General features: G+C 65.1%; 14 protein-coding genes. 11 read left to right on the forward strand and 3 right to left on the reverse strand.

The features are described from left to right. The first annotated feature begins 134 nt into the window (after positions 1–134). The 11 genes from cpaB to CLG85_RS17330 all read left to right on the forward strand — a co-directional run bounded on the left by cpaB (position 135) and on the right by CLG85_RS17330 (position 9161). A complete protein-coding gene (cpaB, locus tag CLG85_RS17280) occupies positions 135–1241 on the forward strand; it encodes a Flp pilus assembly protein CpaB (RefSeq protein WP_176476477.1) in 1107 nt (368 codons plus the stop codon). 59 nt (positions 1242–1300) lie between these two features. After that, on the forward strand, positions 1301–2746 hold the full coding sequence (locus CLG85_RS17285) for a type II and III secretion system protein family protein (protein ID WP_176476478.1): 1446 nt from the start codon (positions 1301–1303) through the stop codon (positions 2744–2746). Continuing rightward, positions 2724–2930, forward strand: a complete 207-nt coding sequence (locus CLG85_RS17290; protein ID WP_260349727.1) for a hypothetical protein — start codon at positions 2724–2726, stop codon at positions 2928–2930. The genes CLG85_RS17285 and CLG85_RS17290 overlap by 23 nt, the downstream gene beginning before the upstream one ends. 100 nt (positions 2931–3030) lie before the next feature. Next, positions 3031–3504, forward strand: a complete 474-nt coding sequence (locus tag CLG85_RS17295; protein WP_095880887.1) for a TadE/TadG family type IV pilus assembly protein — start codon at positions 3031–3033, stop codon at positions 3502–3504. Positions 3505–3554: 50 nt separating this feature from the next. Beyond that, the gene (locus CLG85_RS17300) at positions 3555–4124 is read left to right on the forward strand and encodes a TadE/TadG family type IV pilus assembly protein (protein ID WP_217989689.1); all 570 of its coding nucleotides are present in this window, start codon (positions 3555–3557) and stop codon (positions 4122–4124) included. Further along, complete coding sequence (locus CLG85_RS17305; protein WP_095880889.1) at positions 4124–5299, forward strand: CpaE/TadZ family protein; 1176 nt, start codon at positions 4124–4126, stop codon at positions 5297–5299. The genes CLG85_RS17300 and CLG85_RS17305 overlap by 1 nt, the downstream gene beginning before the upstream one ends. After that, positions 5296–5856, forward strand: a complete 561-nt coding sequence (locus tag CLG85_RS17310) for a L,D-transpeptidase (protein ID WP_095880890.1) — start codon at positions 5296–5298, stop codon at positions 5854–5856. The genes CLG85_RS17305 and CLG85_RS17310 overlap by 4 nt, the downstream gene beginning before the upstream one ends. Positions 5857–5874: 18 nt before the next feature. Next, positions 5875–7251 carry a TadA family conjugal transfer-associated ATPase gene (locus tag CLG85_RS17315; RefSeq protein ID WP_095880891.1) on the forward strand — a complete coding sequence of 459 codons (1377 nt, stop codon included), beginning with the start codon at positions 5875–5877 and terminating at the stop codon, positions 7249–7251. A 1-nt stretch (position 7252) separates the two neighbouring features. Continuing rightward, positions 7253–8212, forward strand: coding sequence for a type II secretion system F family protein (locus CLG85_RS17320; RefSeq protein ID WP_095880892.1), 960 nt, complete (start codon positions 7253–7255; stop codon positions 8210–8212). A 27-nt stretch (positions 8213–8239) separates the two neighbouring features. After that, on the forward strand, positions 8240–8683 hold the full coding sequence (locus CLG85_RS17325; RefSeq protein ID WP_260349731.1) for a hypothetical protein: 444 nt from the start codon (positions 8240–8242) through the stop codon (positions 8681–8683). Then, positions 8646–9161, forward strand: coding sequence for a type II secretion system F family protein (locus CLG85_RS17330; RefSeq protein WP_260349733.1), 516 nt, complete (start codon positions 8646–8648; stop codon positions 9159–9161). Before CLG85_RS17325 ends, CLG85_RS17330 begins: the two co-directional genes overlap by 38 nt. An 85-nt stretch (positions 9162–9246) precedes the next feature. Here the strand turns inward: CLG85_RS17330 and CLG85_RS17335 are convergent, their stop codons facing one another. From CLG85_RS17335 to CLG85_RS17345, 3 genes are all read right to left on the reverse strand, one after another. Next, positions 9247–10578 carry an ATP-binding protein gene (locus CLG85_RS17335; RefSeq protein WP_141244436.1) on the reverse strand — a complete coding sequence of 444 codons (1332 nt, stop codon included), beginning with the start codon at positions 10576–10578 and terminating at the stop codon, positions 9247–9249. A 200-nt stretch (positions 10579–10778) separates the two neighbouring features. After that, positions 10779–12086, reverse strand: a complete 1308-nt coding sequence (locus CLG85_RS17340) for a TRAP transporter large permease (protein ID WP_095880895.1) — start codon at positions 12084–12086, stop codon at positions 10779–10781. A gap of 21 nt (positions 12087–12107) precedes the next feature. Further along, complete coding sequence (locus tag CLG85_RS17345; protein WP_095880896.1) at positions 12108–12593, reverse strand: TRAP transporter small permease subunit; 486 nt, start codon at positions 12591–12593, stop codon at positions 12108–12110. Positions 12594–12645 lie beyond the last annotated feature (52 nt).

Consider the following 12645-nt stretch of genomic DNA (forward strand, 5'->3'; position numbering starts at 1 on the left):
GAAGAAAAGCTTTCACCCCGCATCGGAAACCCACCTTGTTCAGCCGTTTCGCGTCCGTGTCCCAACCCCGGTCGCGTCGAATAAGTTTTCATCCACGCCCCGTGCCCCACTCTCCCCCGTTCAGGAGAAATCCCATGCGTTTCTCGGTAGTTCTGAGTTTCCTCGTCGCCATGATGCTCGCCGCACTGGCCGTCTTCGGCGCGCGGGGCTGGCTGGACGAGCAGCGGCTGATGCTGATGTCGACCGGACCGCAGCAGGTCGTCGCCGAGCCCGAGAACACCATCGTCGTCGCCGCCGAGCCGATCTCCTTCGGTGAGCGGCTGAACCCCACCAAGCTGCGCGAGATCGCCTGGAGCAGCGATGTCCTCCCCGAGGGCGCCTTTACCAAGGCGGCGACCCTCGTCCCCGATGACAGCGAGGAGAACGCGCGTTTCGCGCTCACGACGATGACGGTGGGCGAGCCGATCCTTGCCAGCAAGATCACCATGCCCGGCCAGCGCGCCAAGCTCTCGACCGCGCTCACTCCGGGGATGAAGGCCATCTCGATCCGCGTCAACGACGTGCTCGGTGTCGCCGGTTTCGTGCTCCCCGGCGACAGGGTCGACGTCCTGCTGACCCGCCGCGACAATCGCGAGGGATCCTTTGTCGACGTATTGCTCCAGGGGTTGCGCGTCTTGGCGATCGACCAGATTGCCGACGAATTGAAGGACAAGCCCAGCGTGGTCCGGACGGTGACCTTCGAGGTAAATACCTCCGAGGCGCAAAAACTGGTCTTGGCCGCGAATGTCGGTACGCTTTCCCTCGCGCTCAGGAATGTCGCTTCGAATGATGTCGAGAGCAACGAAAGAATTACCCTCGCCGATCTGTCGGATATCGATGTCGCCGAGGATTTGATCTCTGCTCCCGCTCCGGAACCTGCGCCCGTGGTCCTTCCCGCGGAGCCTGACGCCAATTCGAAACAGCTCGACGCGATGCAGGTGTTGCTGAAAAACACACTCGACGGAATTTCCGATCGTCTGAGCAGCGTCGAGGATAAAATTCAGAAGCCTGAGCCGGTCGAAATTGAGAAGCTGGTCGAGCGTGTCGTGATCGCGCCACCGCCCAAAGCCGAAAAGGCGACGGTGGTCGTTATCCGGGACGGACGACGTGATGAATATAAAGTCCAGCCGGGTCTTGCTGGCTCCCAGGACGTCAATACGACACGCGGATCGGAACTTGTGACGGTCCAACTGGAGAAATAGGCGGGGAGGGCCGCAGGGCGGAGGGGCCGGGCGACAACACAGAGCAGTGGGACAATGTCATGATGTGGTCGAGTTCAATTTCCAGGGGGCTGCTGGATCGAATTGGGAAGCCAGCGGTTTTTCTTGCTGCGGGGCTGCTGTCCTTCGCGGCTTTGCCCGGCGAGCTGGCCGCGCAGAGCCGGGACATCATCATCGACGATGGCACCGTCTCGAAGCTGGTGCTTGCGCCCAGCACGACGCTGACGGTCAACACCAACCAGCCCTTCGCCGACATCGTGATCGGCAACACCGGCATCGCTGACGTCTTCCCGCTCACCGACACCTCGCTCTACATCCAGGCCAAGGCCTCGGGGCTGACCAACGTCACCCTCTATTCAACCGAGAAGCAGCTGCTCGAGGTGATCGATGTCCGCGTGCAGCTGGACTTCAGCGACCTCGAGAACGTCATCCGGCGCACGGTGCCAAGCGCCCGCGTCGATGTGCTCAACGTGAACAACCGCATCCGCCTGTCCGGGATCGTGAAGGACAACGTCGACCGCCAGCGCATCCTGCAGATCGCGTCGCAGTATTCGGCTGATCCGGTGGTCGATGCGCTGCGGGTCGCCAGCGCCCAGCAGGTCGAGCTCGACGTGCGGATCCTCGAGGTCGAGCGCAACTCCGGCCGCAGCCTCGGCGTCGACCTGACCGGCACCCGCGAGAACGGCGAGACAGCCTTTGTCACCAATGGCGCGATCTTCGCGGCGCAATCGGGAACCCCCTTCGGCTCGGCCATCGGCGAGCTGCTCGAGATTTCGGGCTTCCAGATAGACATGGTGATCAACGCGCTCGAGCAGAAGGGCCTCGCGCGGCGCCTTGCCAATCCCAAGCTGGTGACCACCAGCGGGATCGAGGCGAACTTCGTGGTCGGCGGCGAGGTGCCGATCAGCGTGGCGCAGGTCAACGAGAACGGCACCGCCGTGCAAAGCACCGACTACCGCGAATACGGTGTGCGTCTGAACTTCGTGCCGGTGGTTCTCGACGACCAGCTGATCTCGTTGCAGATCATGCCCGAGGTCAGCGACATCGACCCCTCGGTCTCTGTGAACGGCCAGCCCGCCTTCATCTCGCGCAAGGCCGAGACGACGGTGTCGCTGCGCAATGGCCAGAGCTTCGCGATCGCCGGGCTGCTGCAGGCGAACAACGCGCGCAGCGTCGACCAGGTGCCGTGGCTGGGGCAGATCCCGGTGCTCGGCACGCTGTTCAGCTCGCGCAGCTTCGAGAAGCGTGAATCCGACCTGGTGATCCTGGTGACCCCGCGGCTGGTTGCCCCGGTGGGACCGGACACGCCGCTGCGCTCGCCGCTCGACACGACGCGCTCGTCCAATGACATCGAGCTGTTCCTGCTCGGCATGCTCGAGGTCGACCGTGATCTGCTGCGCCGCTTCCGCGAGGGCTCCGGCGTTGTCGGTCCCTATGGCCACATGATTGATCTGGAGTTTGACGATGCCGTCATTGCAAAGAAGTAAGCCTCTTGTCGCCGCGGCTGCGGTGGCGCTCCTGCTGTCGGCCTGCGGATCGGCGGACTACCAGAACAACTGGGACACCTCCTCGGCCCGCAGCGGCGATGCGATGATGGCCAACACCGCGATCCAGGAACTCGAGGCATGGCCGCCCGCGGCCTATCGCACGACGGTGGGATCCGGCGGGTGAGCTGACACCCCAAAGATTGCCGGATCCGGGCACAGTATTCTTTCCGGTTCCGGCAGGGTCAATTTTTCGGACCCGAGACATTTTTTTTGCGAGTCTCTAGATGTTTAAGTCGAGACGTTCATTCAGGAAGGACGAGCGGGGCAGCGTCTTCGTCGAGGCGCTCATCGTGTTCCCGGTGCTGACGCTTGTCACCTTCGGACTGCTCGAGGTCGGTAACATCCTGTGGGAGCGCGAGCAGATGCAGGCCGGACTGCGGGATGCGGCGCGCTACTGGTCGCGCTGCCGTCCGGTGACCGACAATTACGGGGCGACCTGCTCCGAAGACTACGCCCGCAACATCGCCTTTTACGGTGCGCCTGTCGCCGGAACGGTGCTCCGGGTGCCGGGCTGGGACGAGGCTTCCGAGATCACCTTCAGCCCGGCCAAGGCGGATCTGCCGACGAACCCAGCACCGGGCGATCTGGTCGTCGTCTCGGGGCAGGTGGTCTATTCCGGCTCGGGCGCCTTCGATCTGCTCTTCGGCGATGCGCTGACGATCGCCCACGCGGTCGAGCTGAGGCACATCGGATGGTAGTCCGTGCGCTGCATCGGCAACCGTTTCTCCGCGAAACCTCGGGTCTTGCGATGACCGAGGCCCTGATCGTCGTGCCGGTGCTGATGCTGGTCTGCGGCGCGATGGTCGAGTTTGGCCTGATGGTCTACGAGTGGAACCAGACGCTGAAGGCGATGCAGGTCGGTGCGCGCCGCGCGGCGGTCTCGACGCCGCTCACCGACATCAGCGCGCTGTCGGATTACGGCGCGAGTCTGAGCCAAGGCGACCCGGTCCCGATGCCGCCGCCGGATCCCCCGGAGCCTGGGAACACCTACGCGGTCAGCTGCGGAGCCGGGGCCAGCCCCTGCGATGAGGCGGCTCTCACCCGGCTGATGAACGGCAGCGACGACGACGGCTCCGGGATTACCGGCATTCGCGACATCGCGCCTTTCATCGCTCCCGAGAATATCCGGATCACCTATCAGCACTCCGGCCTCGGCTACGTCGGTCGGCCATTTGGGCCGGTGCTGACGGTCACGCTCGAGGTGCGTGACCTGGCCTTCGATCTGCTTCTGCTCGACATGCTGGTGCCGATCACCATCCCCGCCCACCCGGTGGCCATCACCAGCGAAGACCTGTCCGATTGCGAGGAACCCTGCTGATGAACATGACCGTCGAAGGACCCAAGGCCATCGCGAACATCCCCATGACGCGCATGCTGGTGCTGACCGGGGAGGGGGCGGATAGCGGCGAGATCGAGACCCTGGTCGGCTTCTCGCCGCGCATCAGCGTCTCGCCGCTGGAGGCGGCGCGGCTGCCCGAGCAGCTGGCGGGCAGTGCCGCCGATCTGGTCGTTGCCAACCTTGGCGGGCTGGGAGATGCGCAGATTCATCTTCTGGGAGACATCCGGTCGCTGGCGCCGCAACTGCCGCTGATCGTCGTTTCGCCGCAGCTTTCGTCCGAGGAAACCCGCCGCCTCTTCAAGCTCGACATCCAGGACTGGCTGCCGAGGCCGCTGCAGGCCGGGGACCTGATCGACAGCATCCAGAAGGTCCTGCGCAGCCGGCAGGTGGGCGGCAACCGGGTCCACGCGGTGGTCTCGGCGGTCGGCGGCGCAGGGGCGACGACGCTGGCGCTGAGCATGGCCGATCTCGCGGCGGGCCAGATCATGCGCCGACAGGGATCGGTTGCGCTTTTCGATCTGGATTTCTCTTTGGGGAACTGCGGTTACGCGATAAATGCGGTCAATGAGTTCAACCTCGGCAGCGTCGCCGCAACGCCGCGGCGGGTCGATGCCGAGTTCATGAAGGTGATCCAGAAGAAGCCTCCGGCGGGCTTTTTCCTCTATTCCTTCAAGCGTCCCGAGCTGAACACCGAGCTGAACGGATACGAGCTGGTGCTGCGGATGCTCGATGCGGTGAGCGCGGAGCATGACCTCACCTTCCTCGACATCCCCTACTACGAGACCGAGTGGAGAGAGGATGTCTTCTCGGCGGTGAACAGTTTCTCGCTGGTGTGCGAACTCAACCTGCCGGCGATCAAGCACACGCTTGACCAGATCGCCCGCATCCGCGCGCTGCGAGGCCGGGACGTGCCGGTGCATGTGCTGATCAACAAGCATGAGAGCAGCCTTTTCGGGACGCGCATCGGCAAGCGCCGCCTGCGCGAGCTCTTCGAGGAAACGCCTTTCCACTTTCTGCCCTCTGCCGCGGCCCAGCTCGGACAGGCACTGGACCGCGGCGTGCTGCCCAGCGAGGTGAGCAAGCGGTCGCGTTTCCTGAAGGCGTTGGCGAAATACATGAAGGCGGTAGAGATGACCGCGGAGATCGCAAAATGACTGGAGATCGGCCCAGCCGGCGAAGGGTGATCGCCATGGTGTTCGGGGCCGCTCTTATGCCTCGGAGCGCGATGGCGCAGAACAAGGCGGTGCCGCGCGACCACGGACCGCGCAGCGTCGAGCTGGTGCGCTACGATGGCGCAGAGCCGCCGGGCACCATCCTCATCTCGAACGCCGAGCGGGTGCTGCTGCGCGTGCTCGGCGAGGGCCGGGCGGAGCGCTATCGCATCTCTGTTGGCCGCGAGGGGTTCACCTGGGTCGGGACAACCTATGTCGGGCGCAAGGAGGAATGGCCGGGCTGGCGGCCACCGGCCGAGATGCGCCAGCGCGACGGCTCGCTGCCGGACTACGTGCCACCGGGGCCCTACAACCCGCTCGGGGCGCGGGCGCTCTATCTCTACAGCGGTGGCAGCGACACGCTTTACCGCATCCATGGCACGAATTCCTCCGGCACGCTCGGCGGATACGAGACCTCGGGCTGTTTCCGCCTGTCGAACGCGGACGTGCTCGAGCTGTTCGGGAAGGTTGCAATCGGAACCAAGGTGATCGTGCGGTAGCGCAGGGAGGGTACCCCCATGGCAGGGCGATTTTTCAGGAAGTCGGAGGCGTCGGAGCGGGTCGTCGCGTTGCAGGTGCCCGAGCCGGTGCCTCCGGCGCCGGGCGCGCAGGCCGCCTATGAGCAGCCGGATTTCGTCAACGAGCGGGTCACCCTGCACCGTTTCCTGATCGACAAGATTAACCTGTCGATCCTCGACACCATGGAAGAGGACGAGATCCACGAGGAGTTGCGCCCGCTGGTGCGCAGCTACGCCAAGGAGCACAATTTCCCGCTCAGCGCCTCGGAGCTCGATGATCTGATCGTCAGTATCGGCGACGAGATGCTCGGCCTTGGCCCGATCGAGCCGCTGCTCGACGACGACACGATCAGCGACATCCTCATCGTCGGCGCGGGCACGGTCTTTGTCGAGCGCTTCGGCCGGCTCGAGCGGGCCAAGGTCCGCTTCAAGGACGAGGATCACCTGCTGCGGATCATCAACAAGATCGTCGCCTCGGTCGGCCGCAGGGTGGATGAATCCTCGCCGCTGGTCGACGCCCGGCTTGCCGACGGCTCGCGGGTGAACGTCGCGATCCGCCCGGTGGCGGTGGACGGCCCGCAGGTGTCGATCCGCAAGTTCGCAAAGCGGCCCTATTCGCTGGACCGGCTGGTCGACAACTCCGCCTTGGCGCCGGGCATGGCGGCGCTGCTTGCCGCGGCGGTCGAGGGCAAGGTGTCGATCGTCGTCTCGGGCGGCACGGGCTCGGGCAAGACCACCATGCTCAACGCGCTCTCGGCCTATATCCCGCATGGCGAGCGGCTGGTGACCATCGAGGACGCGGCGGAACTGCAACTGCAGCAGCCGCATGTGGTGCGGCTCGAGACCCGCCCGCCGACGGTGGACGGGCGCAACGAAATCCTGCAGCGCGACCTGGTGAAGAACGCGCTGCGGATGCGGCCCGACCGGATCATCATCGGCGAGGTGCGGGGCGGCGAGGCCTTCGACATGCTGCAGGCGATGAACACCGGCCACGAAGGCTCGATGTCGACAATCCACGCCAACAACCCGCGCGATGCCATCGCCCGCATGGAGCAGATGGTCGGCATGGCGGGCATGCCGATGAACCAGACCAGCATCCGCGCGCAGATCACCTCGGCGGTCGATCTCATCGTGCAGCTCGAGCGGCTGCGCGACGGCACCCGCCGTGTGACCTCGATCTCGGAGATCACCGGCATGGAGGGCGACGTTGTGCAGCTTCAGGAGATCATGAGGTTCAAGCGCAGCGGCATCGACGAGGAGGGCCGGGTGCTGGGCAGCTTCCGCGCCACCGGCATCCGGCCACGGTTCCTCGACGATCTGCAGGCGCAGGGTCTGCTGCTGAAGTCCGATCACTTCGATCCCTCGAAGGAGCTGTGAGATGCTGAATGCCCCCATTGCCATTTACGGGCTGATCTTCATCGCCGTGCTGCTGGTCACCGACACCGTGCTGCGCGCGGTCTTCTCGGCACGGCGCAATTCGCTCGAGGTCCGCAACCGGCTCGAGGCGCTGAAGCTCAAGAGGGGTGCCGAGGTGGCCTATTCGGAGCTGCTGCTGCGGCGCGGGGTCGGCAGCGGGACACGCGAGCCGCTCTTCGAGGCGCTGCGGCGCTTCTATGCGCAGACCGGGCTCGACATGCCGCTGGGCAAGCGGCTGCTGGTTCTTGCCGGGTTCTTCCTTGCCGGTTTCCTGCTGGGCCGGCTGTTCGTCGGCGTCGCGGGGCTGGGCAACCTGGCCTTTGCGGCCGGCTTCACCGTGGTGCTGACCGGCCTGCTGCTCTACCGCCGCCGCCAGTCGCGGATCAAGACGCTGACCGCCCAGCTTGCCCCGGCGATCGACATCATCGTGCGCAGCCTCAACGCCGGGCACCCCCTCGCCTCGGCGATCGCGCTGGTGGCCCGGGAGATGCCCGATCCGCTGGGCTCGGAATTCGGCATCCTCAGCGACCAGATGACCTTTGGGCTCGAGCTCGACCAGGCGATGCTGCACATGATCGAGCGCGTCGGGGCCCCCGAGCTGAACCTCCTGGCGGTGACCGTGAGCGTGCAGCGCGGCACCGGCGGCAACCTGTCGGAGATCCTCGAGAACCTGGCGCAGATGATCCGCGCGCGGCTGATGATCAAGGCGAAGATCCGGGCGATCTCGGCAGAGGGTCGGATCACCGCCTGGATCATGATGGGCTTTCCGTTTTTCCTGTTCTTCCTGATCCGCAGCCTGCAGCCGAAGTATTTCGATCCGGTCTGGGAAAGCGGATACGGCCCCGCGCTGGTGACCGGCGGCCTGGTGGTGATGGCGATCGGCATGGTGATCGTCCGCAAGCTCGTGAATTTCGACTACTGACCAGCCGGGCCACCGGGGAGGTGTGTGATGAATGAGACCCTGATCCTGATCGCGATCTTCGTCGCGGTGCTCATCGCGAGTTTCGCGCTGCTCAGTTTCCTCACCCAGCGCAGGGACGTGCAGCGCAATATCGAGGACACCCGGCGTCGGCGGCGCAGCGAAAACGAGATCGACGCGCTGCTCGGCACCGGCAATGATCGGCTGCGCTATTACCTCGACGTGGTCCAGAACGGCCACAAGGACAGCCTGAAGATGCGGCTGGTGCAGGCCGGCTACCTTTCGCGTTCGGCGATCGCCAAGTTCCACCTGCTGCGCATCGCGGTCTCGCTCTCGGTCTTCCTCGTGGTGCATCTGGCCCTGCAGAAGCTCGTGCCGGAGGCGAGTGGCGCGATGCTGATGGCGCTGGCCGCCATGGCCGGGGGGGCTGGCCTTCATGCTCTGCGCGATGATCCTCGAGCGCATCGGCCTTAGGCGCATGCGCGAGTTCCGCAAGATCTTTCCCGATTTCATGGACCTGCTGCTGGTGTGCGTGGATGCCGGTCTCAGCATCGAGGCGGCGATGGACCGGGTCACCCGCGAGTTCCTGCAGACCATCCCGGATTTCGGCGTGCAGCTCTCGATCATCAACCTCGAGGTGCGCGCCGGCCGACCGCTTCACGAGGCACTGAACAATTTCGCGACCCGGGTGCGGATCGAGGAGGCGCGGACGCTGGCGATCCTGTTCCGGCAGTCCGAGGAGCTTGGCTCGAGCGTCAGCCGCACACTGCGCACTTTCGCCCGCGAGATGCGCGACCATCGGCTGGTGAAGGCCGAGGAAAAGGCGAACGCGCTGCCGGTAAAGATGCTGTTCCCGATGGCGCTGTGCATGTTTCCGGTCAGCATCCTGATCGTGCTCGTGCCGATCATGATGACCATCCTCGAGCTGTTCCGGACGATGGCGCCGGGCTGAGCGCGGGCCCGGAAAGTCCGGGCTGCCGAAAGAAAGAAGGCGCCGGCTCAACGCCGGCGCCTTCTTCTGTTCGGGGTGCGGGCCGTCAGGTCCGGTCGCGCCGCTTGCTTGCGGCGACGTTGCGCCAGGCAAGCTCGAGCAGCTCGAGCGACAGCTCGGGCTCGCGGTCGAGGTACCGGCAGGCGGCGAGGATATGGCGCAGCAGGAACCCCGGATGCGCCCCGGAGGTCACGTAGCCTGCGGTCTCGTACTTGTCCGCGAAGAACCGTTCCATCACGTCGGGTTGCCAGATGATCCCGACCTCCTCGCAGGCAGCTTGGAAGATGCTGAAGTAATCCTCCTTGGTCGGCGAGGGGACGTGGATCTTGAAATATATCCGGCGCAGTGCCGCCGCATCGCCCATCTCTTCGGGCATGAGGTTCGACGAGAACACCACGAGCTGATCGAAGGGCACGGAGAACTTCTTGCCGGTGTGCAGCGAGAGGATGTCGAACCCCTTTTCCAGCGGCACGATCCAGCGGTTCAGATAGGCCTGCGGCGGCTCGCTCTGACGCCCGAAGTCGTCCAGCACGAAGACCCCGCCTAGCGCCTTGAGGTGCATCGGGGCCTCGTAGAAGCGCGCGGTATGCTCGAAGGCGAGATCGAGCATGTGGAGCATCAGCTCGCCGCCCGCGATGACCACCGGGCGGTGGCAGGGCACCCAGCGCAGGTCGCCCCGTGGCTGGCCCTCGGGCAGTTCGGCGGTCTGGTGCAGCGTCTCGTCATGGAAACGGATGACCTGGTTCCCGGCGAGGATCGCGTAGGGAAAGCTCACCACGTCGCGAAACGACTGCCCCAGCGCCTCGGCCAGCGAGGTCTTGCCGTTGCCGGGCTCGCCGTAGAGCAGCATAGAGCGCCCGGAATTGGCCGCCGGTCCGAGCTGCGCCTTGAGGATATCCGGGATCACGAGATGCGCGAGCGCGCGGTCGAGTTCTGAGCGGTGGATTTCCTCATGGGCGATCGACTGGCTCTGGATCTGCGCCTCGAAAGCCTCGAGCGTCACCGGGGCAGGGCCGATGTATTGCGACAGCACGAGCGCATCCATCGCCCATGTCTTGCCGAGATTGGTCAGGGAGTAGCGGATATCGGATTTGATGTCCGCGGAGTCGAGTCCCTGCGCCTCGACCAGCATCAGCGCGGTCATCTGCTTGATGAGCTGCCGGCAGACCAGCTTCGGCAGCTTGACCACATCGGCGATCTGCGCCGGGGTCAACGTGCCGCCCGCGTGCATGACCTTGCACAGGTGGTTTATCAGATAACTTTCGCTCAGCCCGGTCTCTTCGACGGTCTTGGGCGCCGCGCCCGGCAGGAAGAGACGGCGGTCTGGCTCCGACGGGATGGGCGCCTCGGGATCGACGGCTGGGACCGGGCGGGCCATTTCGTCTTGCGCAGGCTCTGCCGGCTGCCGGGACGAAAAGGCCTCGGGCGTCTTGGAAAAGAACTTCACCAATAAATCCTCCGACAAAGTGTCACTGGTAATAAAAGGTCAGTGGAAATGCATTGATGGCAGTGTATTGCGATTTTGCGAGATCACGTAGTGAAAACTGCATGTCTGTCCGTTATGGGTCGTCCTCCTGGTCAGTAGGCCAGCGACGGCAGCCAGAGCGTCAGCGCCGGGAAGAGGATCAGGATCAGCAGCGTCGCGAGGTCCATCAGCAGGAACCACCAGATGCCCCGGAAGATCTCGGGCAGGGTGACCGCGTTGTTGAGCGCGCCGTTGATCATGTAGACATTGAGCCCGATCGGCGGCGTGACAAGGCCGATCTCGAGCAGCTTGACGATGATGATGCCGAACCAGATCGCGTCGATCCCGGTGGTCTGCACCAGTGGCACGAGGATCGGCAGCGTCAGCAGCAGCAGGCCGATGGAGTCGATCAGCATCCCTAGAACCAGGTAGATCACCGTCACCGCAAAGAGGATCCACCAGACCTCGCTGCTGACCGAGAGGATCGCGTTGGAAAAGGCCGTCGGCAGGCCCGAGAGCGCGAGGAAGCGGGTGAAGAAGAGCGATCCGATCAGGATGATGAAGATCGACCCGGTGGAGACCACCGCCTGCGTGACCGCCTCGATCACCGCCGCGCGGGTGAGCTTGCCGCGGACCGCGCTGATCACCGCCGCAAAGAAGGCGCCGAGCGCGCCCGCCTCGGTGGGCGAGAAGACACCCGAGAAGATGCCGCCCAGCACCAGCAGGATCAGCGTCGGCAGCGGCCAGACGTCGCGCAGCGCCTCGCGGCGTTCTTCTTCGGTCGGCGGCGGCGGGGTTTCTCCGGCGAGCGCGGGGTTCAGTTTCACCCGGGTGACGATCATCGCCATGTAGATCAGTGCCGACAGGATGCCGGGAATGAAGCCCGCCATGAAGAGCTGCCCGACCGAGACCTGCGCGTAGACGCCGTAGAGGATCAGCAGCACCGAGGGCGGGATCAGCGAGCCGAGCGTGCCCGAGGCGGCGATGGTGCCGGTGGCGAGCCCCTTGTCGTAGCCCTGCTTCAGCATCTCGGGCACCGCCATGCGCGACATGGCCGAGGCGGTGGCGACCGACGAGCCCGAGGCCGCGGCGAAGAACGCGCAGGCGCCGACCGAGGTGATTGCCAGCCCTCCGGGCAGCCGCGCGAGATAGAGCCGCAGTGACAGGAAGAGCCCGCGGGTCATGTCGGTCGAGGAGCACAGGAAGCCCATCAGCAGGAACATGGGCGCCGCCGAGAGCTCCCATTGTCCGACGTAGTCGAAGGGCGTGGCGGAGATCATCCCCCAGGCGACGTTCATGTTGAACATCAGCGAGATGCCGGCGATCGACACCAGGCCGAGCGCCAGGCCGATCGGCACGCGCAGCGCGATCAGCACGAGGGCGAGGACGGTGCCGAGGATACCGATATCGAGATTGCTCATGGGGTCAGGTCCTCTCGGCGGTTACAGCGCGCGCCGCAGCGTCACGGATTTCAGCAGGTTCGACAGCACCGCCAGCCAGATGCCGGCGAAGCCCAATGGCAGCGCCCAGCGGGCCGGCCAGATGTAGAAGGTGACGTTGCTCATCGCCTCTTCGGCGCGGGTCGTGGCGCCGATCGCGTCCTGGGCCGATTGCCAGAACAGCATCCCGAAGAAGACCAGCCCGAGCCCGCAGGCCAGCACGTAAAGCGCAAGCTGCACGCCCTGCGGCATCATCTTGGCGAAGAGATCGACCCGGATGTGCTCGCCGCGCAGCTCGACGTAGCCGAGCGACAGGAACACGATCACCACCATGTAGTAGTAGGAGACAATCTCGAGCGTGCCGATGAGCCGGCCATCGAAGAAGAACCGCAGCGCCACGTCGGTGGTGATATGCGCCATCATCAGCAGCATGAAGGCGCAGGCGAGCGCCATGACGGCGCGGTTGGTCCAGCGGATCAGGGCGTGCATCTGGGCACCTCCTTGGGGCGTGCGGAAACAGGGGCCCGGCAAGGGGCCCCTG

This window comes from Alloyangia mangrovi, assembly GCF_002300555.2.
In the GTDB taxonomy this organism is placed as follows: Bacteria; Pseudomonadota; Alphaproteobacteria; order Rhodobacterales; family Rhodobacteraceae; genus Salipiger; species Salipiger mangrovi.

Coding starts and splice junctions, on each gene's coding strand:
- CLG85_RS17330 (WP_260349733.1), top strand. CDS start 8,646: ATGCTCTGCGCGATGATCCTCGAGCGCATCGGCCTTAGGCGCATGCGC.
- CLG85_RS17295 (WP_095880887.1), top strand. CDS start 3,031: ATGTTTAAGTCGAGACGTTCATTCAGGAAGGACGAGCGGGGCAGCGTC.
- CLG85_RS17310 (WP_095880890.1), top strand. CDS start 5,296: ATGACTGGAGATCGGCCCAGCCGGCGAAGGGTGATCGCCATGGTGTTC.
- CLG85_RS17300 (WP_217989689.1), top strand. CDS start 3,555: ATGACCGAGGCCCTGATCGTCGTGCCGGTGCTGATGCTGGTCTGCGGC.
- CLG85_RS17335 (WP_141244436.1), bottom strand. CDS start 10,578: ATGGCCCGCCCGGTCCCAGCCGTCGATCCCGAGGCGCCCATCCCGTCG.
- CLG85_RS17340 (WP_095880895.1), bottom strand. CDS start 12,086: ATGAGCAATCTCGATATCGGTATCCTCGGCACCGTCCTCGCCCTCGTG.
- CLG85_RS17345 (WP_095880896.1), bottom strand. CDS start 12,593: ATGCACGCCCTGATCCGCTGGACCAACCGCGCCGTCATGGCGCTCGCC.
- CLG85_RS17290 (WP_260349727.1), top strand. CDS start 2,724: ATGCCGTCATTGCAAAGAAGTAAGCCTCTTGTCGCCGCGGCTGCGGTG.
- cpaB (WP_176476477.1), top strand. CDS start 135: ATGCGTTTCTCGGTAGTTCTGAGTTTCCTCGTCGCCATGATGCTCGCC.
- CLG85_RS17325 (WP_260349731.1), top strand. CDS start 8,240: ATGAATGAGACCCTGATCCTGATCGCGATCTTCGTCGCGGTGCTCATC.
- CLG85_RS17320 (WP_095880892.1), top strand. CDS start 7,253: ATGCTGAATGCCCCCATTGCCATTTACGGGCTGATCTTCATCGCCGTG.
- CLG85_RS17315 (WP_095880891.1), top strand. CDS start 5,875: ATGGCAGGGCGATTTTTCAGGAAGTCGGAGGCGTCGGAGCGGGTCGTC.
- CLG85_RS17285 (WP_176476478.1), top strand. CDS start 1,301: ATGATGTGGTCGAGTTCAATTTCCAGGGGGCTGCTGGATCGAATTGGG.
- CLG85_RS17305 (WP_095880889.1), top strand. CDS start 4,124: ATGAACATGACCGTCGAAGGACCCAAGGCCATCGCGAACATCCCCATG.